The sequence below is a fragment of the Cupriavidus sp. GW823-FHT07B10 genome (assembly GCF_058794355.1).
Window position 1 is genome coordinate 306,357 of sequence record NZ_JBXAGS010000002.1, and the last position, 22,139, is coordinate 328,495.

The 22,139-nt window shown below is 68.4% G+C and carries 21 protein-coding genes; 9 read left to right on the top strand and 12 right to left on the bottom strand.

The window, feature by feature from the left end:
- Positions 1–30: 30 nt before the first annotated feature.
- The 10 genes from AC1Q6V_RS06245 to hemC form a co-directional block, all read right to left on the bottom strand.
- Positions 31–864, bottom strand: a complete 834-nt coding sequence (locus tag AC1Q6V_RS06245) for a lysophospholipid acyltransferase family protein (protein ID WP_454751226.1) — start codon at positions 862–864, stop codon at positions 31–33.
- Positions 861–2,144, bottom strand: a complete 1,284-nt coding sequence (locus AC1Q6V_RS06250; protein ID WP_010813824.1) for a dihydroorotase — start codon at positions 2,142–2,144, stop codon at positions 861–863. Before AC1Q6V_RS06250 ends, AC1Q6V_RS06245 begins: the two co-directional genes overlap by 4 nt.
- A gap of 62 nt (positions 2,145–2,206) precedes the next feature.
- A complete protein-coding gene (locus AC1Q6V_RS06255; RefSeq protein ID WP_010813825.1) occupies positions 2,207–3,181 on the bottom strand; it encodes an aspartate carbamoyltransferase catalytic subunit in 975 nt (324 codons plus the stop codon).
- A gap of 92 nt (positions 3,182–3,273) precedes the next feature.
- Positions 3,274–3,810: a bifunctional pyr operon transcriptional regulator/uracil phosphoribosyltransferase PyrR gene (pyrR, locus tag AC1Q6V_RS06260; protein WP_010813826.1), complete on the bottom strand. Its 537-nt coding sequence runs from the start codon at positions 3,808–3,810 to the stop codon at positions 3,274–3,276.
- Entirely contained in the window at positions 3,807–4,232 is a 426-nt protein-coding gene (gene ruvX / locus AC1Q6V_RS06265; RefSeq protein WP_010813827.1) for a Holliday junction resolvase RuvX, read from the bottom strand. Before ruvX ends, pyrR begins: the two co-directional genes overlap by 4 nt.
- Positions 4,225–4,797, bottom strand: a complete 573-nt coding sequence (locus AC1Q6V_RS06270) for a YqgE/AlgH family protein (RefSeq protein WP_010813828.1) — start codon at positions 4,795–4,797, stop codon at positions 4,225–4,227. Before AC1Q6V_RS06270 ends, ruvX begins: the two co-directional genes overlap by 8 nt.
- A gap of 102 nt (positions 4,798–4,899) precedes the next feature.
- On the bottom strand, positions 4,900–5,607 hold the full coding sequence (locus tag AC1Q6V_RS06275) for a pseudouridine synthase (protein ID WP_010813829.1): 708 nt from the start codon (positions 5,605–5,607) through the stop codon (positions 4,900–4,902).
- Positions 5,608–5,758: 151 nt separating this feature from the next.
- Positions 5,759–6,949, bottom strand: a complete 1,191-nt coding sequence (locus AC1Q6V_RS06280) for a heme biosynthesis protein HemY (RefSeq protein ID WP_010813830.1) — start codon at positions 6,947–6,949, stop codon at positions 5,759–5,761.
- A 4-nt stretch (positions 6,950–6,953) separates the two neighbouring features.
- Positions 6,954–9,071 (bottom strand): fused uroporphyrinogen-III synthase HemD/membrane protein HemX, encoded by a 2,118-nt coding sequence (gene hemDX, locus AC1Q6V_RS06285; RefSeq protein WP_454751227.1) that lies wholly within the window; start codon positions 9,069–9,071, stop codon positions 6,954–6,956.
- A gap of 9 nt (positions 9,072–9,080) precedes the next feature.
- A complete protein-coding gene (gene hemC, locus AC1Q6V_RS06290) occupies positions 9,081–10,094 on the bottom strand; it encodes a hydroxymethylbilane synthase (RefSeq protein WP_454751228.1) in 1,014 nt (337 codons plus the stop codon).
- A gap of 74 nt (positions 10,095–10,168) precedes the next feature.
- Here hemC and ppc point away from each other — a divergent pair, with 74 nt between their 5' ends.
- Complete coding sequence (ppc, locus tag AC1Q6V_RS06295; protein ID WP_454751229.1) at positions 10,169–13,207, top strand: phosphoenolpyruvate carboxylase; 3,039 nt, start codon at positions 10,169–10,171, stop codon at positions 13,205–13,207.
- Positions 13,208–13,309: 102 nt separating this feature from the next.
- Here the strand turns inward: ppc and AC1Q6V_RS06300 are convergent, their stop codons facing one another.
- The gene (locus AC1Q6V_RS06300; protein ID WP_010813834.1) at positions 13,310–13,936 is read right to left on the bottom strand and encodes a ferritin-like domain-containing protein; all 627 of its coding nucleotides are present in this window, start codon (positions 13,934–13,936) and stop codon (positions 13,310–13,312) included.
- A gap of 160 nt (positions 13,937–14,096) precedes the next feature.
- On the opposite strand from AC1Q6V_RS06300, the gene AC1Q6V_RS06305 reads away from it, so the two are divergent.
- The 5 genes from AC1Q6V_RS06305 to AC1Q6V_RS06325 all read left to right on the top strand — a co-directional run bounded on the left by AC1Q6V_RS06305 (position 14,097) and on the right by AC1Q6V_RS06325 (position 19,452).
- Positions 14,097–14,693, top strand: coding sequence for a sigma-70 family RNA polymerase sigma factor (locus AC1Q6V_RS06305; RefSeq protein WP_454751230.1), 597 nt, complete (start codon positions 14,097–14,099; stop codon positions 14,691–14,693).
- The gene (locus AC1Q6V_RS06310) at positions 14,690–15,442 is read left to right on the top strand and encodes an anti-sigma factor (protein WP_010813836.1); all 753 of its coding nucleotides are present in this window, start codon (positions 14,690–14,692) and stop codon (positions 15,440–15,442) included. The genes AC1Q6V_RS06305 and AC1Q6V_RS06310 overlap by 4 nt, the downstream gene beginning before the upstream one ends.
- 133 nt (positions 15,443–15,575) lie before the next feature.
- Entirely contained in the window at positions 15,576–16,988 is a 1,413-nt protein-coding gene (argH, locus tag AC1Q6V_RS06315; RefSeq protein ID WP_035816604.1) for an argininosuccinate lyase, read from the top strand.
- Positions 16,989–17,179: 191 nt separating this feature from the next.
- Positions 17,180–17,722: a TRAP transporter small permease subunit gene (locus tag AC1Q6V_RS06320; protein ID WP_454751231.1), complete on the top strand. Its 543-nt coding sequence runs from the start codon at positions 17,180–17,182 to the stop codon at positions 17,720–17,722.
- Entirely contained in the window at positions 17,719–19,452 is a 1,734-nt protein-coding gene (locus AC1Q6V_RS06325; RefSeq protein ID WP_454751232.1) for a TRAP transporter large permease, read from the top strand. Before AC1Q6V_RS06320 ends, AC1Q6V_RS06325 begins: the two co-directional genes overlap by 4 nt.
- Positions 19,453–19,495: 43 nt before the next feature.
- On the opposite strand, the gene AC1Q6V_RS06330 is transcribed toward AC1Q6V_RS06325, so the two are convergent.
- A complete protein-coding gene (locus AC1Q6V_RS06330) occupies positions 19,496–20,410 on the bottom strand; it encodes a LysR substrate-binding domain-containing protein (RefSeq protein WP_454751233.1) in 915 nt (304 codons plus the stop codon).
- A 126-nt stretch (positions 20,411–20,536) separates the two neighbouring features.
- Between AC1Q6V_RS06330 and AC1Q6V_RS06335 the strand changes: the two genes are divergently transcribed.
- The 3 genes from AC1Q6V_RS06335 to AC1Q6V_RS06345 all read left to right on the top strand — a co-directional run bounded on the left by AC1Q6V_RS06335 (position 20,537) and on the right by AC1Q6V_RS06345 (position 22,136).
- Positions 20,537–21,235, top strand: a complete 699-nt coding sequence (locus AC1Q6V_RS06335; protein ID WP_454751234.1) for a glutathione S-transferase family protein — start codon at positions 20,537–20,539, stop codon at positions 21,233–21,235.
- 261 nt (positions 21,236–21,496) lie between these two features.
- Positions 21,497–21,733 carry a FitA-like ribbon-helix-helix domain-containing protein gene (locus AC1Q6V_RS06340; protein ID WP_010813840.1) on the top strand — a complete coding sequence of 79 codons (237 nt, stop codon included), beginning with the start codon at positions 21,497–21,499 and terminating at the stop codon, positions 21,731–21,733.
- Positions 21,720–22,136, top strand: a complete 417-nt coding sequence (locus tag AC1Q6V_RS06345) for a type II toxin-antitoxin system VapC family toxin (RefSeq protein ID WP_454751235.1) — start codon at positions 21,720–21,722, stop codon at positions 22,134–22,136. The genes AC1Q6V_RS06340 and AC1Q6V_RS06345 overlap by 14 nt, the downstream gene beginning before the upstream one ends.
- Positions 22,137–22,139 lie beyond the last annotated feature (3 nt).

Below are 22,139 nucleotides of genomic sequence, written 5' to 3' on the forward strand. Positions count from 1 at the left end.
AATCCCGCGTTGGCGGGGACGACAGGACGGCTAGCTGATGGCAGCGGAGCTTGGCTGGGGCACGCCGCCGGGCTCGACGGGGTGGTTCAGCCGTCGGGCCGCGGCGGCGGCGTGTTCCGGCGCGCCCTGGCTGAGGTGGGCGACCACCTCCCTGGCGGAGTTCGCAAGCTCGCGGCGGTCGCCCGAGGCCGGCACCAGCGCAGGTCCGATTACCAGCCTGGCCTTGATCCTGGGTGCGCGCAAGACCGCTTCCAGTGACTGCAGCAGTGTGGTCTCGCCGATGTAGGCGGCGGCAAGCGTTGGTTGACCCGTAGTGGCATCGAGGTAGTTCAGTCCGAGGGGCTGCACGGGCAATCCACCAGAAATCGGTGCCTGCATCAGGTTGGCGTGGAATGGCAGCACCTCGGTGCCGTCGGTCGTGGTGCCTTCCGGGAACACGCCGACGAGGTCGCCCTGCAGCATCACGTCGGTGATGTCGTGCAGCACGCGGTGGGCATCGCGTTTGCGCGCACGTTCGATGAAGATCGTTCCCGTCTTATCGCACAGCCACCCAATCAGCGGCCAGCTGCGGATCTCCGACTTGGCGACAAACCGCACCGGCTGCCAGCTGTGGATGACGTAGATGTCCAGCCACGAAATGTGGTTGGAAACCACCATCGCACCCTGGCGGCCGGCACCGTGCGGCGCTGCGCCGGTGGCGTCCACCACCTCGACCTCCACCCCGCAAATCCGCAGCAACCGCCGCGACCAGCGGCGGATATGCCACTCGCGCGTGCGCACGCCCAGCCACGGGAACAGCAAGGCGCAGGTCACCAGCCCGCGCAGCAGGTGCAGCACCAGCGCGGTCTTGCGCAGCCAGATCATGCGTGGGCGTGGTTTCCGTAGACGACTTGCCCGCCGACCAGAGTCATGCGGACCTTGCCTTCCATCTCGTAGCCGAGCCACGGCGAGTTCTTGCCCTGGCTCTTGATGGAGCGGCGGTCGACCTTCCAGACCTGCCTGGGGTCGAACACGCATACGTCTGCGGCGCTGCCGACGGCCAGGGTTCCGGCCTTCAGGCCGATCACGCGGGCGGGCTCGGCGGTGATGCGGCCCAGTGCCAGGGCCAGCGGAACCTTGTGCTCGGCGGCCCAGCGCAGGGTCAGCGGCAGCAGCAGTTCCAGGCCGGTTGCGCCCGGCGATGCCTCGGCGAACGGCAGCAGCTTCTCGTCGTCGTCGACCGGGGTGTGATCGGAGCACAGGGCGTCGATGGTGCCGTCGGCCAGCGCGGCGACGATGGCGTCGCGGTCGCGCGGGCTGCGCAGCGGCGGCGAGAAGCGCATCTGCGAGTTGAAGTAGCCGATATCCATGTCGGTCAGCGAGACATGGTGGATGTTGACGTCGCAGGTCACGGCCAGGCCTTCGCGCTTGGCCTGGCGCACCAGTTCCAGCCCGGCGGCTGACGACAGCCGGCACAGGTGCACGCGCGCGCCGGTGCTGCGCATCAGTTCGAAGATGGTGTGCAGGCGCACGGTTTCGGCGATCACTGACACGCCGGACAGGCCCAGGCGCGACGCCACCGCGCCGCTGGCGGCGACGCCGCCGCCCAGGAACGGGTCTTCCGGGCGCAGCCAGACGGTGAAGCCGAAGGTCTTGGCGTATTGCAGCGCGCGCAGCAGCACCTGGGTGTTGTGCACCGGGGCCTCGGCCTGGCTGAAGCCGACGCAGCCGGCCTCGGTCAGCTGGCTCATCTCGGTCAGGGTCTCGCCTTTCAGGCCCAGCGTCAGCGCGCCCAGCGGGTACACGTGGGTCTGGTTCAGGGTGCGGGCGCGGAATTTCAGCATTTCGACCAGGCCGGGCTCATCGAGCACCGGATCGGTATCGGGCGGGCAGACCAGGCTGGTCACGCCGCCGGCAGTGGCGGCGGCCACTTCGGATTCGAGCGTGGCCTTGTATTCGTAGCCGGGCTCGCGCAGGCGCGCGGAGAGGTCGACCAGGCCGGGGCACACGATCAGGCCGCTGGCATCGATGGTCTTGTTGGCGGTGAAGTCCGCCGGGGCACTGCCCACGCCGACGATCTTGCCGGCGGCGATGTAGAGGTCCTGCGCGGCGTCGGTGTTGCTGGCCGGATCGATCAGGCGGCCGCCCTTGATGTGAATCTTCATAGCTTGGCTTGTCGTGTCGCTTGGCTGGTTCAGTGTGTTCTGGCTCGTGTCGCTCGACTGCATCATTCGTCGCTATTTCCCGCCACGATGCCCATCACCGCCATGCGCACGGCGATGCCGAAGGTCACCTGGTTCAGGATCACGGACTGCGGCCCGTCGGCCACGGCGGAGTCGATCTCGACGCCGCGGTTCATGGGGCCCGGGTGCATCACAATGGCGTCGCGATTGGCCAGTGCCAGGCGCTCCGGCGTGAGGCCGTAGGCCTTGAAGTATTCCTGCGCCGACGGCAGCAGCGCGCCGCTCATGCGCTCGTTCTGCAGCCGCAGCATGATGACCACGTCCACGCCCTTCAGGCCCTCTTCCATGTCGTGGAAGACGCGCACGCCCATCTGCTCCAGCCCCGACGGCAGCAGCGTGCGCGGACCGATGGCGCGCACTTCGGGCACGCCCAGCGTGGTCAGCGCGTGGATGTCGGAGCGTGCCACGCGCGAGTGCAGGATGTCGCCGACGATAGCCACCGTCAGGTTGGTGAAGTCCTTCTTGAAGTGCCGGATCGTGTACATGTCCAGCAGGCCTTGCGTCGGGTGCGCGTGGCGGCCGTCGCCGGCATTGATCACGTGCACGTGCGGCGCGACGTGCTCGGCGATCAGGTAAGGTGCGCCCGAGCTGGCATGGCGCACCACGAACATGTCGGCGGACATCGCCGACAGGTTGTTGATGGTGTCCAGCAGCGACTCGCCCTTGCTGGTCGACGAGGCATTGATGTTCAGGTTCAGCACGTCCGCCGACAACCGCTTGGCGGCGATCTCGAAGGTGGTGCGGGTGCGGGTGGAGTTCTCGAAGAACAGGTTGAACACGCTCTTGCCGCGCAGCAGCGGCACCTTCTTGACATCGCGGTCTGAGTCGGACAGCGATACGAACTGGCTGGCGGTGTCGAGGATGTGCGTGATCATGTCACGCGACAACCCCTCGATCGACAACAGGTGCTTCAGTTCGCCGTTCTTGGTGAGCTGCGGGTTGCGGAACGTCTTGGTCATGGCTGGTCGGGCGCGGGCAAAAAACGGAGGTGGTCTGGTCTCGGAGCTGGGGGTCAGGCGCGCACGGGCGCGCCTGGGGCATGCGGGCCGGTTCAGCCGGTGGCGGAATCGGTAGGTTCGGTCGCAAACGCGAATTGTGCGCCGGCGCCCTCGCCCTGGCGCGACAGCACCAGCGTGGTGCCGGGCGGCAGCGCCATCTCGGCGGCAGTCAGGTCGGCGGCAATCGGCAGCTGGCGCCCGCCGCGGTCGACCAGCACGCCCAGCGCCACGCGCGCGGGGCGGCCGTAGTCGAACAGCTCGTTGACGGCGGCACGGATGGTGCGGCCGGTGGCCAGCACATCATCGATCAGCAGGATGTTGCGGTCATCCACCGAAAACGGCAGCGTGGTCGGCTGGGCCTGGCTGTGCAGGCCCTTCTTGGCATAGTCGTCGCGATGGAAGGCAACGTTGATCACGCCATGCTCGGGCAGCTTCAGGTCAGCGGCCAGCCGCGCGGCGATCCATGCGCCGCCTGAGTAGATGCCGGCCACCGACCAGCGCGCGCGCTCGGCCTCGGGGATCAACGCCTGGGCCTGGTCCAGCAGCTTGCGGTACAGCGACTCGGCGTCGGGAACGGAAATCTGCGTCATAGCGGGAATTGGTCGAAGTACTGTTGCAGGATGATACGGGCGGCCTCGGCATCGAGCTCGCCGCGGCGGGCGCCGGCCATCGACGCGGCGCGCGAGGTATAGCGCTCGTCCACCCACTCCACCGGCAGGCCGAAGCGGCCATTGAGCTGGTTGCCGAAACGCCGCGCCAGCTTCATCGAGGGCTGCTCGCCCCCTTCGGGGTTGACCGGCATGCCGACGATCAGCTGCACCGGGTTCCACTCCTGGATGAGCGCCGCCACGGCCTCGAAGCGGCCTTCCACGGTGATATTGGGGAGGATGGTCAGCGCACGCGCCTCGCGCGTGATGAAGTTGCCCAGCGCGACACCGATCTTTTTTTCGCCGTAGTCGAATGCCAGGACCGTGCCGTCGCGGGGCAGTTCACGCCCCACGGCATCAGGCATGCCCGGCCTCGCCGGACAGCATGGTGAAGTCGATGCCCAGCAGCCGGATGGCGGCGGCGAAGCGATCGTCGGGCGGCACGCTGAAGATGATCTCGGGGTCGGCCTGGACCGTCAGCCAGCCGTTGCGGCTGAGCTCTTCCTCCAGCTGGCCGGCGCCCCAGCCGGAGTAACCCAGCGTCAGCAGGAAGCGGTGCGGGCCGCTGCCGTTGGCCACGGCCTCGAGCACGTCCTTGGAGGTGGTCATCTCCAGCCCGCCGGGCACGGCCAGCGACGACACATAGACGCCCACCGGGTCATGCAGCACAAAGCCGCGCTCGGTCTGCACGGGGCCGCCGAAGTAGACCGGCTGGTGCGCGACTGGCTGGATTTCAAGCTTGAGGTCGATCTTGTCGAACAGCGTGGCCATGTCGATGTCGATGGGCCGGTTGATCACCAGCCCGAGCGCGCCACGCTCATTGTGTTCGCAGATGTAGACGACGGAACCCGAAAAGGTCGGATCAGCCATGCCAGGCATGGCAATCAGGAACTGATTGGTCAGATTGATAGGTGCTTCGGGCTTCGCCATGCCTTGCATTTTATCAAATCGCCGGGGGTCTTCCGGAAAAGATTGGCGGACGCTGCAGTGCAGCAATGAGCGCCCGGCCACGGTCTGGGGTTGCAGTTTGGCTCAATCCTTGCGGGTCAGTGCGGCCAGCTCCTGCGCCGTCAGCCAGCGCCACTCGCCTTCGGCCAGGGCCGGATCGAGCCGCAGGCCGCCAATGGCGCTGCGATGCAGCGCGCTGACATGGTTGCCGGCCGCCGCCACCATGCGCTTGACCTGATGGTACTTGCCTTGCACCAGGGTCAGCCGCAGGCTGCGTTCGCCGGTGATCTCGCACGCTTCCGCAGCGATCGGCGCCGGTTCGTCGAGCAGTTGCACGCCACTGCACAGCGCTTCGGCCTGCTCCGGCGTGACCGGCTCGGCAGTCGTCACTTCATAGATCTTGGGCACCTTGCGCTTGGGCGAGGTCTGGGCGTGGATGAACTGGCCATCATCGGTCAGCAGCAGCAGCCCGGTGGTGTCGTGGTCCAGCCGCCCCACGGCCTGCACCTCGCGCTGGCGCAGCGGCACCGGCAGCAGGTTGTAGACGCTGGGATGATGGCGCGGGCGCTGCGAGCATTCGTAGCCGGTGGGCTTGTTCAGCATCAGGTAGGCCTTGGTGCAGGCCAGCCATTCCTCGCCGTCGACGGTGAGCCGCAGGCCGTCGACTTCAAACTGCGCGCGCGGGTCTTCGCACAGTTCGCCGTTGACCTCGACCAGCCCGGCGGCGATCAGGTCGCCGCAGTACCGGCGCGTGCCAAAGCCCTGGGATTGGAGGATGCGGTCGAGAGTCATGGAATGGATGGTGGTAGGGATGGATGGTGACGCGGCTGCTGGGTGGCAAGCCGGATTGCTGCCGCAGTTTGCCTGCGGTCGGTGCGCCCCACTCCCGCTTGCGGGAGAGAGGGAGCACACAATCGGTTAGTTTACGCGCAGCCTGAAATCCTCAGGCCGCCAGCATCGCGCTCTCGCGATAGTGCCGCTGCGCGTCGTCGAAGCGCTCGGTTTCCTCAAAAAGCCGCGCCAGCGCCAGGTGCGTGCGCACGCGCAGGCGGCGCTGCTGGTCGGGCTCGGCATATTTCAGCGCGCGCTCGAAGCTGGACTGGGCCTTGCCCCACAGCTTCTCGCCCAGGCACAGCACGCCCAGCGTGTAGTAGAGATCGGCGTCGGCGGGATGCGCGGCCAGCCATTTCTCGGCCTGCTGGATCTGCGGCAGCGCGTGGCCTGGCACGGCGCAATCGGCATAGCGCAGCACCAGGCGGCTGTCCCAGTTGACCTTGAGCGCGTCTTCGATGATGCGGCGGGCTTCGTTCTGCCGGCCCAGCGCCGCGAAGTAACGCGCCGCGGGTTCGGCGATGCGGGTGGCGCGGCGCTCGTCGGCGGACAATGAGCGCCAGAACTCGGTCAGCGCGTCGGCGTCGTGGCGGCGTTCCTCCAGCATGGCTTCGACGGCCATCTGCTTGAGCCGCAGCGCCAGCACCGGATGCAGCGCGTTGCGCTTTTCCAGCGAGCGCGCCAGACGCAGCACCTCGGTCCAGTTCTTCAGGTGCTGGTGCGCGCGCAACGCGATGCGCTGCACGTGGATCTGGCGCGCGCCCTGCGACTGCAGCTGGGCGATGGTCTCCAGCGCGCCGTCGGCATCGCGGGCATCGACCAGCAACTCGGCCATCGACACCAGCCGCGCCTGCTCGCGCTCGGGGTCGGTGACCTGCGCCATCCAGGCGTCGCGCCGCTCGGTTTCCTGCATCCGGTGCGCGGCGCGGGCGCCGATCAGCGCGGCGGTCTGGGCCTGGTCGTCCCAGGACTGCGCCTCGCGCGCGGCGCGCTCGGCGCGGGCGAAGCGGCCGGCAAACAGGTTTTCGATCGACTCGCGCAGCGCCGCCTGTGCCTTGCTCATGCGGCTGCGCTCGCGGTAGGCGGCGGCGCGGCGCGGCATGTCGGCCAGATGGCGGACGGTGGACATCACCGTCCAAACCACGAAGAACAGCAACAGCAGCAAGGCCAGCGCCAGGTTCAGCGACAGCTCGACGCGATACGGCGGATAGAACAGCACCACATTGCTGTGGTTGAACTGCGTGAACAGGGCCAGCCCGACGGCGCCGCCAAACAGGACCGCAACCCAGAACAGAAGGCGCATGGGCTTACTCCTTCTTCAGGGCATGCAGCGCGCCCAGGCTTTCGGACATGGTGGGCAGCTGCACCGTGACCGCGCCGGCCTGCGCCTGCCGCAGCAGCGTCAGCACCCCCTGCACCCGGCGCGACTTGGTATCGAAATAGCGGCTGATCATCGCTTGCGCGGCGGCCAGGTCGTTGCGGAACACGGGTTCGTTGCGCGACAGCAATGCCAGGCGCGCGTTGAGCAGGCGCAGCTTGACGTTCTCGCGCAGGAACCAGCCCTGGTCGCCAGACAGCAGCAGCGCCTCGGCGTCGTCGACCTTGCGGATGCGGACCACCTGCGCCAGTTCTTCGCGCAGGTAATCCCACAGGCGCGTGAACCAGCCCGGGCCCGCGCCGTTGGCGGCGGCGGCCGGCGCGCTGGCACCGTTGGCCGCGGCACCCTTGCGGGCGTCGGCCTCGCTGCGCTCCAGCATGCGTTCGCTGGACAGCAGCGGCAGTGAGTCGACCTGGTTGATGGCCTCGTCCAGTTTAATTGCAGCACCGGTCAGGTCGGTGTCGGGCACCGCCTTCATGCGCGCGACGTCGCGCGCGATCGCGCGGCGCAGCAGGTTGTATTGCGGCTTGTCGGCGCGCGCCAGGCGCGCGTCGGCGCTTTGCAGCGCGGCCAGCGCCACCTGCACGTTGCCGGTCAGCTGCAGTTGCTGGCCGGCACTGGTCAGCAACTGCTGGATCTCGGCGATTTCCCAGTCGTCGCGGTTGCGCATCAGGTCCTGGTAGACCTGTTCCAGCGCCACCTGCTTGTCGCGGGTCTCTCCGACCTGGTTCTCCAGTGCGCCGACCTTGGCCTGCAGTTCCTTGACCGTGTCCTGCGCGTTGCGGGTCAGCACGCGCGACTCCTGCACCAGCGCATCGTTGCTTTGCTGGCGGCGCGCCAGCTCGCCGGTCAGGTGGTCAACGCGCTGCTGCAGCCACCAGAAGCCGCCAGCCGTCGCCACCACCAGCACGGCGACGAGCGCCCACAACGCAGCGGACCGCCGTGAGGCTGCACTGGGAGCAGCGGAGGTAGCGGGGCCCGGCGCGGACGCTGCTTGCGCCGATGCTGCGGAGGCCGCCGTGGGCGGCGGCGTAGCGGAGGAGGACGTGGTTTCTTGCGTCACGCGTTCGACCTTCGTTGACGTTGCGGGAACTGCTGCGTCCGGCACGGGGGCCGGCGGCGCTTCGGCTGTGGCGCTGGGCGGGCCGGCTTCGATTGACGCGCTGGCCATGCTTGCCGGCGCGGGACCAGCATGGGCATCGGCCCACTGCAGGCACGCCGCCAGCAGGCCGGCATCGCCCGGGGCGGCGCGCAGGATATGGGGGAAGCCCAGCGCCAGCGCCTGTTCGGCGATTCTCGCATGCGGCGCGATGCACTGCACCTGCCGCAGGGCAGCGTCTTCCTCAGGCGACAGATGCTGGCGTGCCAGCGCGTCAAGGTTGCGCACCGCTTCAGAACTGGTTAGGAGCCACGCATGCGGCGCCGCGCCGGGACGCAGGTTGTCGCGCACGGCCTGCCACTGCATGGCGCTGGGTTCGGGCAGCGTGCGCTGGTAGGCCTCGACGGCCTCGACCTGGGCGCCGGCCTCGCGCAGGCGGTCGCCCAGCCAGTCGCGCCCGCCGTTGCCGCGGATGATCAGGACCGGCTTGCCCGCCAGCGCGGCGGGATCGAGCCGGGCCCACAGGGCCTCGGAGTCGAAGCGCAGCGCTTCGGCCTCCGGTGCGGCGTCATCGGGGCCCTGCCCGTTTGCGGCAGCGCCCGCGGGCGCGATCACCCGGCACGCGGGCGGCGCGATGCCGCGCTCGGCCAGGGCCGCGACGCTGGCCGGCCCGACCACCGCCACCGGCACCTGCGCCGGCCATTGGGCCACGCCCTGCACGCCGGCCAGTGCGTCGAGCGCGTAGGCAATGGCATTGGGACTGACAAAGACCACCAGCGCAAAGGTGTTCAGCCGCGCCAGCGCCGCGCGCAGCGGCGCGTCGTCAACGGCCGGGCCGATGCCCAGCAAGGGAAAGCTGAGTACGTCCAGGCCCGCGGCCTGCAGCGCCTCGGTCAGTTGCCGGGACTGCCCGGCGGGTCGTGTGACAACGACGGTCGGGCTGGGCATGGGGCAGCCTCAGGCAGGAGCTTGGGAGCCGGCGGGATCGCCAGAATCGGCCAGTGCCGCGAGGATGGCTTCGGCACCCTGCGCCAGCAGGTCGCGCGCGCAGGCCTGGCCAAGCGCTTCGGCAGCAGCCAGGTCAACTGCCGGCCCGGACGCGGCAGCGCGGATGGCGCGCGTGCCATCGGGCAAGGCGACAAAGGCGTCCAGCTTCAGCTGATCGCCTTCCCAGCGCGCATGGGCGGCCAGCGGCACCTGGCACGAGCCGCCCAGCATGCGCGACACGGCGCGCTCGGCGCTCACGGCCAGCGCCGTCGGCTGGTGGTTCAGGGGCGCCAGCCATTGCGCAAGTTCAGGCCGGTTGGCCAGGATCTCGATGCCGAGGGCGCCCTGGCCTGCGGCCGGCAGCGACACCTCGATCGGGATCAGCGCGCGGATGCGCTCGCCCAGGCCCAGGCGCTTGAGGCCGGCGGCGGCCAGGATGATGGCGCCGTATTCGCCGCGATCGAGCTTGCCCAGCCGCGTGTCCAGATTGCCGCGCAGCGGCTTGATCACCAGTTGCGGATAGCGGCTGCGCAGCGCGGCCTCACGGCGCAGGCTGGAGGTGCCGACCACGGTGCCGGCCGGCATCTCGTCCAGCGAGGCGTAGGCGGAAGACACCAGCGCGTCGCGCGGATCCTCGCGTTCCATCACCGCGGCCAGGGCGAAGCCTTCGGGCAACTCCATCGGCACATCCTTGAGCGAGTGCACCGCCAGGTCCGCCCGGCCTTCGTCCATCGCGAACTCCAGTTCTTTGACAAACAGACCCTTGCCGCCGACTTTGGACAGCGTACGGTCTAGAATCTGGTCTCCGCGCGTGGTCATGCCAAGAATGGACACGTCGCACGCGGGATAGTATTGTTGCAATGCAGCACGCACATGTTCTGCCTGCCACAGGGCCAGACGGCTCTCTCGGGAGGCAATGACGAGCTTTTGCGGAAGATTGCGAGACACGACAGCGGTAGAGGAAGACAGGGTGGCAGACGACATGCGTCAATGGTAGCACGCGACCCAATAGTCCCTCCGCACCAATAGATAAGCTAGAAGCAGAACGAGGAGATTGCATGACGCAGCATGCTGCGCGCCCCAACGGCCGGCGGACCGCCCCGGCTGCGAAAGACCAAAGCCCTGCCCTCGGCGCCGGCCAGGGTGACGCAAACGGCGCATCCGCCGCCGAACCGAAACGCCCCGCCAGCCGCAGCGGGACCAAACGTTCCCCCAAGCCCAAGCTTTCCATCGTGTCGAGCAACGGAACCACCATCGCCCCCACCGCCCGCCGCACCGCCGACAAGGACGTGCCGCTGCGCGAGGACATCCGCTTCCTGGGCCGCCTGCTGGGCGAATGCCTGCGTGAACAGGAAGGCGACGCCGCCTTCGAGGTGGTCGAGACCATCCGCCAGACCGCGGTGCGCTTCCGCCGCGAGAACGACCGCGCCGCCGGCGCCGAGCTGGACCGCCTGCTCAAGCGCCTGTCGCGCGACCAGACCAACCAGGTCGTGCGCGCGTTCAGCTATTTCTCGCACCTGGCCAATATCGCCGAGGACCAGCACCACAACCGCCGCCGCCGCGTGCACGCGCTGGCCGGCTCGCCGCCGCAGGCGGGCAGCCTGGCCCACGCGCTGGAGGCGATCGACGCCGCCGGCGTGACCGGCAAGCAGCTGCGCAAGTTCCTGGACGAGGCCCTGATCGTGCCGGTGCTGACCGCGCACCCGACCGAAGTCCAGCGCAAGAGTATTCTCGACGCCGAGCGCGAGATCGCCCGCCTGCTGGCCGAGCGCGACCTGCCGATGACCGCGCGCGAGCGCGACCACAACACCGCGCAGCTGCGCGCCAAGGTCACCACGCTGTGGCAGACCCGCATGCTGCGCGATTCGCGCCTGACGGTGGCCGACGAGATCGAAAACGCCCTGTCCTACTACCGCACCTGTTTCCTGCGCGGCATCCCGCAGTTGATGAGCGAGCTGGAAGAAGACATCGCCGCGGTGTTCCCGACCACGCGCAAGCGCAAGGGCACTCCGGGCGCGCAGCCGGCGCCGCTGGCGCCGTTCCTGCAGATGGGTTCCTGGATCGGCGGCGACCGCGACGGCAACCCCAACGTCACCGCCGAGACGCTGGAGCATGCCGCCAGCCAGCAGGGGCAGATGATCATCGACTGGTACCTGGATGAAGTCCATGCGCTGGGCGCGGAGCTGTCGATGTCGACGCTGATGGTCGACGCCAGCCCGGAACTGCTGGCGCTGGCCGAGCGCTCGCCCGACCACTCCGAGCATCGCGCCGACGAACCCTACCGCCGCGCGCTGATCGGCATCTACGCGCGCCTGGCCGCAACCAGCAAGGCGCTGACCGGCCACGCCGTGCCGCGCCGCCCGGTGGCGCCGGCCGAGCCCTATGACAGCGCCGAGGCCTTTGCCGCCGACGTGCAGGTGGTGGTCGACTCGCTGCGCGCCAACCATGGCCAGGCGCTGGCCAATGGCCGTATCGAAGCGCTGGCGCGCGCCATCGGCGTGTTCGGTTTCCACCTGGCATCGGTCGACATGCGCCAGGTCTCGGACGTGCACGAGGCGGTCATCGCCGAGCTGTTCGCCGCCGCCGGCATCGCCCCCGACTACGCCGCCCTGCCCGAGGCGCGCAAGCTGGAACTGCTGCTGGCCGAACTGCGCCAGCCGCGCCTGCTGACGCTGCCGTGGCACGAGTATTCCGAGCAGACCCGCAAGGAACTGGCGATCTTCGCCGCCGCGCGCGAGCTGCGCGCGCGCTATGGCAAGCGCATTGCGCGCAACTACATCATCTCGCACACCGAGACGCTGTCGGACCTGGTCGAAGTGATGCTGCTGCAGAAGGAATCCGGCATGCTGCAGGGCACGCTGGGCAGCAAGACCGACCCGGCGCGCATGGAGCTGATGGTGATCCCGCTGTTCGAGACCATTGAGGACTTGCGCAACGCCGCCGGCATCATGCAGTCGCTGCTGGACCTGCCGGGCTTCGACTCGGTGATCGCGCACCATGGCGTCGAGCAGGAAGTGATGCTTGGCTACTCGGACTCGAACAAGGACGGCGGCTTCCTGACTTCCACCTGGGAGCTGTACAAGGCCGAGCTGGAGCTGGTGCAGCTGTTCGAGCAGCGCCAGGTCAAGCTGCGCCTGTTCCACGGCCGCGGCGGCACCGTCGGCCGCGGCGGCGGCCCGACCTACCAGGCCATCCTGTCGCAGCCGCCGGGCACGGTGAACGGCCAGATCCGTCTGACCGAGCAGGGCGAGATCATCAACAGCAAGTTCGCCAACGCCGAGATCGGCCGGCGCAACCTGGAAACGGTGGTCGCCGCCACGCTGGAAGCCTCGCTGTTGCCGCAGCAGAACGCACCCAAGGACCTCGACATGTTCGAGGCCGTGATGCAGCAGCTGTCGGACCGCGCCTTCACCGCCTACCGCGACCTGGTCTACGAGACCCCGGGCTTCAAGGACTACTTCTTCGCCACCACGCCGATCACCGAGATCGCCGACCTGAACCTGGGTTCGCGCCCGGCCTCGCGCAAGCTGATGGACAAGAAGAACCGCCGCATCGAAGACCTGCGCGCAATCCCGTGGGGCTTCTCGTGGGGCCAGTGCCGGCTGCTGCTGCCGGGCTGGTACGGCTTCGGCAGCGCGGTCAAGTCGCTGCTGGACACCGCGCCGGACGACAAGGCGCGCAAGCTGGCCGTGACCACGCTGCGCCGCATGGTCAAGACCTGGCCGTTCTTCTCGACGCTGCTGTCCAACATGGACATGGTGCTGGCCAAGACCGACCTGGCCGTGGCCTCGCGCTATGCCCAGCTGTGCGACGACGCGGCCCTGCGCCGCACCGTGTTCAACCGCATCAGCAAGGAATGGCACCTGACCTGCGAGATGCTGACACTGGTCACCGGCCACCAGGAACGGCTGGCGGACAACCCGCTGCTGGCGCGCTCGATCAAGAACCGCTTTGCCTACCTCGACCCGCTGAACCACTTGCAGGTTGAGTTGCTGAAACGCTACCGCTCGGGCAAGGATGGCGACGACATCCGGGTGCGGCGCGGCATCCACCTGACCATCAACGGCGTCGCGGCGGGCCTGCGCAATACGGGCTGATTGGCGTCAGAGTCCTGCCGGTTTGCGCCCCTCTCCCGCGTGCGGGAGAGGGGCGCGTCCACATCGGGCGGCAGCTCTTTCAAATGGCGCCAGTCTGACCCCTCACCCCACAAACGCCCCCGGCACCGGATCCTCACCCAGCGCGTGCAGCAGCACCGCCCAGTGCATCGCCTCGTCCCCGAGGATGCTGCCGGCGGCGCGGGTCAGTTCGCGGTTGTGGAAGTTCGGCAGCACGCCCAGGTAGGCGGCGGTGGCGCCCTTCTCCAGCCCCGCGGCAAAGCGCAGCACATCGGCCTGGGTCTTCAGCTTGTCAGTCGGGAAGGTGTATTCCGACGCCTTCTTCGCCACCACCGGGGTGCCGCCCAGCTTTGACACCGTCCCGGCCAGCACCTGCGCGTGCGCCTTGTGGTGGTCCTGGAACTTGACCGCGGTGGCAAGCACCGGCTTTTGCAGCAGGCCGCTTTCCGCGCCCACCTGGTAGGCCGCGATCGCCTGGTATTCCAGTCCCAGCGCAGTGTTCAGGATATTGATGTCGTCCCTGGTGCTGCCCGACTGGGTCTGCGCCCAGGCCGGCATGGACTCGCCAAGGCTGATGACGGCGAGCGAGCCCAGCGCGAACAGCCCCGGCGCCTTGAGCAGCCCGCGGCGGCGCGCATCGGGCGCGGTCACAATGCGGTCAAGGGAATCGGTCGGATCTGTCGTGACCGCAGTGGTGCGCATGCGTTCCATGATGTTCTCCTGTGTGGGATCAACGGCGCCGCGGCCCGCAGCCCGGGGCCGCCATCGTGCGCCTGCCACCTGATACGCACGCCGGGGCCAATCGGATGCAAGGTCGTGCCTATAATCCGGCAACACCCTTTCGCGAGACGCCCCGGTGCCCCCCTCTCCGGTGTCCCCTTCCGCCGAAACCTACGCCGCGCCGCCCGGCGCCGAGCGGCTTGCGGCCCTGCTCCAGGCCGTGGCCATCGGCGAGCGGCAGGCGCTGCGCGGCCTCTATGACCTCACCGCGACGAAACTGTTTGGCCTTGCGCTGCGTATCACTGGCAGGCGCGATTGGGCGGAGGATGTCGTGCAGGAAAGCTTTGTCAGCATCTGGCACCACGCCGGCGACTACCGGCCGCACCTGGCCGCGCCGATGACCTGGATGACCGCGATCGTGCGCAACCGCGCGCTGGACTGCCTGCGCCGGGCAAGCGCGGCACGCGTCGGGCAGACGGTCGAGCTTGACAAAGACCTGGGCGAGTGGCTGGCCGACGACACCGCCGGGCCCGCGGAACTGGCCGATGCCAGCCAGCAGGCACGCGCGCTCAACCGCTGCCTGCAGCGCCTGGAGCAGCCGCAGCGCCAGGCCATCATGCTGGCCTACCTGCAGGACCTGAGCCACGCCGAGCTGGCCGCCCGCCTGCGCGCGCCGCTGGGGACGGTCAAGTCCTGGATCCGGCGCGGCCTGGAGCGGCTGCGCAGCTGCATGGAGGGCGCGGCATGAAGCTGGCCAGCCATCCCGACCTGCTCGACCGCATCGCCGCGCAGTACGCGCTGGGGGTGCTGCGCGGCGGCGCACGCCGACGCCTGGAACAACTCGCGCGCGAAGAGCCCGCGGTGCGCGCCGCGATCCACCGCTGGCAGGCGCGGCTGGCGGGCGTGGCCGAGTTGCAGGCGGCCGCCGAGCCGGTCGACAAGGTCTGGTGCGGGATCGAGGATCGCCTCGGCTGGAAAATGGCAGATCCGGCCAGTCAGCCGGACCGCCCGGCGCCTGACACCCGCCCTGCGGACGGCTGGTGGCAGCGCCTGTGGTCAGCCCCGGTGTTCTGGCGCGGCGCCGCGGCGGCAATGGCCATGGTGGCGGTGCTGGCCGTCGGCATCGGCATCCAGCTGGCCCGGCAGGATCAGGCGGCGCCGGCCGAGGTCCTCGCCGTGCTGAACGACGACCGTGCCCAGCCTGCGATGCTGGTGTCGTGGGACGCCGGCGCACGCAGCCTGATCGTGCGCCGCCTGGATCACCTGGCCCTGAGCGACCAGCAGGTACTGCAGTTGTGGGCGCTGCCTGCGGGCGGCAAGCCGCAGTCGCTCGGCGTGATCGGGCGGGCACCCGAAGCCCGGCTGGCGCTGGCGCAACTGCCCGCGGCGGTGCCCGCGCTGGCGGTCAGCATCGAGCCGCCGGGCGGCTCGCCCAATGCCGATGGGCCAAGCGGCCCGGTGGTGTTCAAGGGGCCTGTGATCCACAGCCGGCTCTGATGAACGGCGCTGCCGCGCCGGCCGACGCCGCCAGCGGGCTGGCGGGCGATATAATCGCCGTTTCCCAATTTCTCGCGCCCGCCGCCGTCCGCACGCCGGCGCCTGCCCGCGCGAGCCACTGCAGCCGACGTCCATGTCCACCTCCCAACTTGCCAAGAAAGGCGAAGCCTGGTCCGCCCGCTTCTCCGAACCGATGTCCGACCTGGTGAAGCGCTACACCGCCTCGGTGTTCTTCGACAAGCGCCTGGCCCTGTTCGACATCCAGGGCTCGCTGGCCCACGCGGCCATGCTGGCAAAGCAGGGCATCATCGCCGAGGCCGACCGCGCCGAGATCGAGCGCGGCATGGCGCAGATCAAGGCCGAGATCGAGGCCGGCGGCTTCGAGTGGAAGCTGGACCTGGAAGACGTCCACCTGAACATCGAGGCGCGCCTGACCGCGCTGGTGGGCGATGCCGGCAAGCGCCTGCACACCGGCCGCTCGCGCAATGACCAGGTCGCCACCGACATCCGCCTGTGGCTGCGCAGCGAGATCGACAACATCATGGTGCTGCTGGGCGCGCTGCGCGCCGCGCTGCTGGACCTGGCCGAACAGAACGCCGACACCATCCTGCCCGGCTTCACCCACCTGCAGGTGGCGCAGCCGGTGACCTTCGGCCACCACCTGCTGGCCTACAACGAGATGTTCACGCGCGATGCCGAGCGCATGGCCGACTGCCGCAAGCGCGTCAACCGCCTGCCGCTGGGCGCGGCCGCGCTGGCCGGCACCAGCTACCCGATCGACCGCGAGTTCGTGGCGCAGCAGCTTGGCTTCGACGGCGTGTGCCGCAACTCGCTGGACGCCGTGTCGGACCGCGACTTCGCCATTGAATTCTGCGCCGCCGCCGCGCTGGTGATGACCCACGTGTCGCGCTTCTCGGAAGAACTGGTGCTGTGGATGAGCCCGCGCGTGGGCTTTATCGACATCGCCGACCGTTTCTGCACCGGCAGCTCGATCATGCCGCAGAAGAAGAACCCCGACGTGCCCGAACTGGCGCGCGGCAAGACCGGCCGCGTCAACGGCCACCTGATCGGCCTGCTGACGCTGATGAAGGGCCAGCCGCTGGCGTACAACAAGGACAACCAGGAAGACAAGGAGCCGCTGTTCGATACGGTCGATACCGTCGTGGACACGCTGCGCATCTTTGCCGACATGGTGCCGGGCATCACCGTCAAGCCCGAAGCGATGCGCGCCGCCGCGCTGCAGGGCTACGCCACCGCCACCGACCTGGCCGACTACCTGGTCAAGAAGGGCCTGCCCTTCCGCGACGCCCACGAGGCCGTGGCCCACGCGGTGCGCGCCTGCGACAGCCGCCAGTGCGACCTGGCCGACCTGAGCGTGGCCGAGCTGCGCGAAGTCTCGGGCCTGGGCGACAAGGCCGCGCTGATCGGCGACGACGTGCACGCGGTGCTGACGCTGGAAGGCTCGGTCGCCGCGCGCGACCATATCGGCGGCACGGCGCCGGCGCAGGTGCGCGCCGCCATCGCGGCCGCGCGTGCGGCGCTGTAACAGCAGGACCCTCTGTAAGTTTCGCGTAAGTTTTGCGCAAGAAGAAGCCACCGCGGCGCGAGCCCGGTGGCTTTTTCTGTTGGCGTTCCCCATTCTGGCGCAATCTCGTCGCCCCCGTAGGTAGTAGCCCCTAGCGCCTGCGAATTTTGTTACAGATAAACTAGGCGCCGCAAAAACCGGGGAGACAACCCATGTATTACTTGCTTGGTCTGTCACGACAGATCGACAGGTTGAATCAGCACACTGGCAGGCTTGCAAACATCATGATCCTGCTGTCGTGCCTGATCAGCGCAGGCAACGCCCTTCTGCGCTATGGCTTCAACTTGAGCGACAACTGGCCACTCGAACTGCAGTGGTACATGTTTGCCATTGCCGTGATGTTCGGCGCCTCCTACACCTTCCAGCGCAATGAGCACGTGCGCGTAGACCTGATCTACGGCAACGTGTCGGAACGCGCGCAGCACTGGATCGACATCTTCGGCATCGTCGTATTCCTGCTGCCCTCGTGCGTGCTGTTCACCTGGCTGTCGTGGGAATCGCTGTTTCTGCCCTCGTGGCGCATCCTCGAGCAATCGGGCAATTCCGGCGGCCTGCCGCGTTACCCGATCAAGCTGGTGGTGCCCATCGGCTTTGCCCTGCTGACGCTGCAGGGCGTGTCCGAACTGATCAAGCGCTTCGCCGCCCTCAAGGGCCTGGTGCGCATCGAATCCAAGTACGAGAGGCCGGTTCAATGATTCCGTTGGAATATATGCCGCCGATGATGTTCGGCGGCCTGGTGCTGTTCATGCTGATCGGCTTCCCGGTCGCGTTCTCGCTGTCGGCGGTGGGCCTGGCCTTCGGCTTCCTGGCGATCGAATGGGGTTACTTCCCGGCCAGCTTCCTGCAGGCCGTGCCGAGCCGCGTGTTCGGCAGCGTGCTGGCCAACGAGCTGCTGCTGGCGATCCCGTTCTTCACTTTCATGGGCGCCATCCTGGAGAAATGCGGGCTGGCCGAGGACATGCTGGACTCCATGGGCCAGCTGTTCGGCCCGGTGCGCGGCGGCCTGGGCTACTCGGTGATCCTGGTCGGCTTTATCCTGGGTGCGATCACCGGCACCGTGGCCGCACAGGTGATCGCCATGGCGATGATCTCGCTGCCGGTGATGATGCGCTACCGCTACAACATGAAGTACGCCACCGGCGTGCTGGCCGCATCGGGCACCATCACGCAGCTGGTGCCGCCGTCGCTGGTGCTGGTGGTGCTGGCCGACCAGCTCAAGACCCCGATGGGCAGCGCCGACGTGGGCAGCATGTACCTGGGCGCCTGGGGCCCGTCGGTGATCCAGATCGCGCTGTTTGCGCTCTACACCTTCTTCCTGACGCGTTTCAAGCCCGACTGGCTGCCGCCGGTTCCCGCCGAAGCGCGCACGCTGCGCGGCTGGGCGCTGTGGCGCAAATGCCTGCGCGGCATCATCCCCTGCGCGGTGCTGATCTTCCTGGTGCTGGGCACCATCATGCTGGGCATTGCCACGCCGACGGAATCCGGCGCCATGGGCGCGGTCGGCGCGCTGGTGCTGGCAGTGATCCGCGACAAGGCCTTTACCCGGATCGACCGCCAGATCTACCGCGTCGGCATCGCCGCCACGCTGGTGGCCGCGGCGGTGGGCTTCTTCGCCTTCGGCTCGCACGTGTTCCGCATCCCGCTGGCGGTGGTGTACCTGGTCATCCTCTGGCTGCTGCTGCGCGCCGGCCAGATGACCGAGTTGCGCCTGCTGATCGTCGATGCCTACCAGTCCACCGCGCGCATCACCGCGATGGTGGTCTTCATCCTGATCGGCTCCACCTGCTTCTCGGTGGTGTTCCAGGGCGTGGACGGCGGCGCCTGGGTGGAGCATCTGTTCACCTCGCTGCCAGGCGGCTGGATCGGCTTCCTGATCGTGGTGAACCTGTTTATCTTCTTCCTGGCCTTCTTCCTGGACTTCTTCGAGATCGCCTTCATCGTGGTGCCGATGCTGGCGCCGGTGGCGGTCAAGGTGCTGGCACCGGTGGTGGCCGACTCCATGGGCGGCAACCCGGAAGCCGCGGCGACGGCGGCGCTGGTGTGGTTCGGCGTGATGCTGTGCGTGAACATGCAGACCTCGTTCATGCACCCGCCGTTCGGCTTCGCGCTGTTCTACCTGCGCGGCATCGCCCCGAAGGAAGTGAAGAGCTCCGACATCTACTGGGGTGCCCTGCCCTGGGTCGGGCTGCAGATGGTGATGGTGCTGCTGGTGATGTTCTGGCCGGGCATGGTGACAGGGCTGCTGGACAAGGGTTCGCTCAAGCACAGCAACGCGGCGGAGGTCAGTATCCCGCTTGGCACAGAGCCGGAGAAACCGGCGTCGGCGCCAGGACCGGCCGCCCCGCCGGGTTCGCTGGAACTGCCAGGCGCGGCACCGGCACCTGAGCCCGCGGCACCGCAGTTCGAGTTCGAAAAGAAGAACTGAGCCGGATGGCAGACCCAGGGCCCCGCAGCAATGCGGGGCTTTTTCATGGGCGCGCGTCCGCCCCGGCGCCGGCCGGCGCCAGGCATTGCACCAGGAAATCCACCGTCGCGCGCACGCCGGGCAACTGCCCGCGCCGCGCCGGCATCAGCAGCGTGGTGGTCACGCTGCCCGCGGTCCAGTCCGGCAGCACGCGCACCAGTTCGCCGGCCGCCAGCGCCGCGCGGCACAGTTCCTGCGGCAGCGGCACGATACCCAGCCCCGCCACGGCGGCACCGAGCAGCACGGCGGATTCGTTCACGGTCATGCGGGGCACCGGCGTGACTTCCGCACCCGTGCCGGCCGGCCCGCTCAGGCGCCAGGTGCCGGCGGCGGCCCCGGTCAGCAGCCCATCATGGTCGGACAGCTGCGCGGGCGCTTGCGGCGTGCCGCGGCCCGACAGGTAGGCGGGCGACGCCACCAGCACGATCTCGTCCACTGCAAGCTGGCGCTGCACCAGGCCCGAGTCCGGCAGCGGCGCGAAATGGCTGCGTACGGCAATGTCGAAACCCTCCTGGACCAGGTCGACCCTCCGGTCGGACACCTCCAGTTGCAAGTGCAGGCGCGGATAGGCACGGGCCAGCGCGGGCAGGTGCATGGCCAGATACTGCTGCGCGGTAGGCACCGACGCCGTGATGCGCACCGTGCCGCTGGGTTCGGCCACGCGCCGCTGCACAGCCTCCTGCGCCGCCTCGGCCTCGATCAGTGCCGCGCGCGCATGCTCGTAGAAATCCCGGCCGGCATCGGTCAGCGTAAAGCTGCGTGAACTCCGGTAGAGCAGCCGCGCCTGCAGCGCCTGCTCCAGTTCGGCCACGCGCTTGCTGACGGTGGATTTGGGCACGCCCAGCGCGCGCCCGGCGGCGGCAAAGCCGCCATTGGCTACGGCCATGACAAAGAAGCGCAGGTCGTTCAGGTTCAGCATGACGGCGCAAAGTCTACACATGTGGACGATAGGTCGGATTTTTGCCCACTACTCGCGCAAAGTCCACACATCTACAGTTCCCCTATGCCCGATCGGCGGGCGCTACCCAAACCAGGAGAACTTCCCATGCCTACTACCACCCTCTTCTATGGCGTCCCCTCTGGCTGCTCGTTCGGTTCGATCGTCGCGCTTGAATGGCTGGGCGAACCGTATCGCCTGAGCCGCATCGAGATGCCGGAAATCGTGACCAGCGACGCCTACCGCCGCATCAACCCGATTGGTGAAACGCCAACGCTGATGGACGCGCAAGGCAACTTCCTCAGCGAAAGCCAGGCGATCATGAACCACATCGGCGCGCGCGGCATCGCCGGCAAGCTCGGCTTTGCGCAGGACACGCGGGATTTCGACCGGCTCAACCAGATGCTGGGCTACCTCAACACCAGCTTTTTCAGCGCCTTCGCACCGCTCTGGTACGCGCTGGAGCATGGCGTGCAAGGGGCCGAACTCGAGGCCCTGACCCGCTATGGCGCGGCGGAAGTCCGCAACGTGCATGCCGAGCTTGAAGCCATGCTGGGCGGCCGGCCGTGGCTGCTTGGCGAGCACCGCACGGTGGCCGACGCCTACTTCATAGGCATCGCCCGCTGGACCAAGTACCACGCAGTGCTGAACCGCGAGGACTATCCGAACCTGCAGCGCCTCTACAACCAGCTGGAAGCCGATCCGGCGGTACGCTTCGCCCACGCCGTCGAGCGGCAGGCGCCGGCGCAAAGCCAAGGCGGCTTCCAGGGCCATGTCACGCTGGAGGAAGTCCTGGCGCAGCTCTGATCCGCGGTGCGGCGGTATTGTAAAAGCGGGCGTTGCGGGAAGGAGACGGGCGCGCGATTGCGAATCGGCTCATCGACCGGCGCCCCGGCGCGGCCCAGACTGGCTCCTGCGTTCAGCGACTTGATCCAGGAGATCACCATGCAAATCACCAAAGCCTTGGACCGGCCCGGCACCGCCACAATGTATGGCCTGCCATCGATACGTGACCGCCGTACTGATAACAATGCTATCATCCCTCCATCCGATGGTGAGGAGCTCAAGATGGCAACACTACTCGTTCGTGGCATCGATGAATCCCTGGTCCAGCGCCTGCGCGAGCGGGCCGTCGCCAACGGCCGCAGCGCCGAGGCCGAACACCGCGCCATCCTGGCGCAGGCGCTGGGCGGCACGCGCCGGCGCAGCCTGGCCGAGGTGCTGGCCAGCATCCCGGACGTCGGGCAAGACGCCGACTTCGAGCGGATCCAGAATCCAGGCGAGGCGCCGCGTGTATTTGATTGATACCAACGTCATCAGCGAAACGCGCAAGCGCGAGCGCGCCAACCCCGGCGTGCGCGCGTTCTTCCGGCAGGCGGCGCGGGAAGGTGCCGCGCTCTACCTGTCGGCGCTGACCGTGGGCGAGCTCCAGCGTGGCGTAGCGCTGATCCGCCATCGCGGCGATACGGCGCAGGCCGAGCTGCTTGAGCGATGGCTGGCGACCGTGCTGGAGGATTTTGGCCGGCTGGTGTTGCCGGTCGATGCCGACGTCGCCCAGGTCTGGGGCCAGCTGCGCGCGCCGCGGCCTGAGCACGCGCTGGACAAGTTCATTGCCGCCACCGCGCTGATCCACGACCTGACCATTGTCACGCGCAATGTTGAGGATTTCCGCGGCACGGGCGCGATGCTGCTGAATCCGTTCACCTAGCCC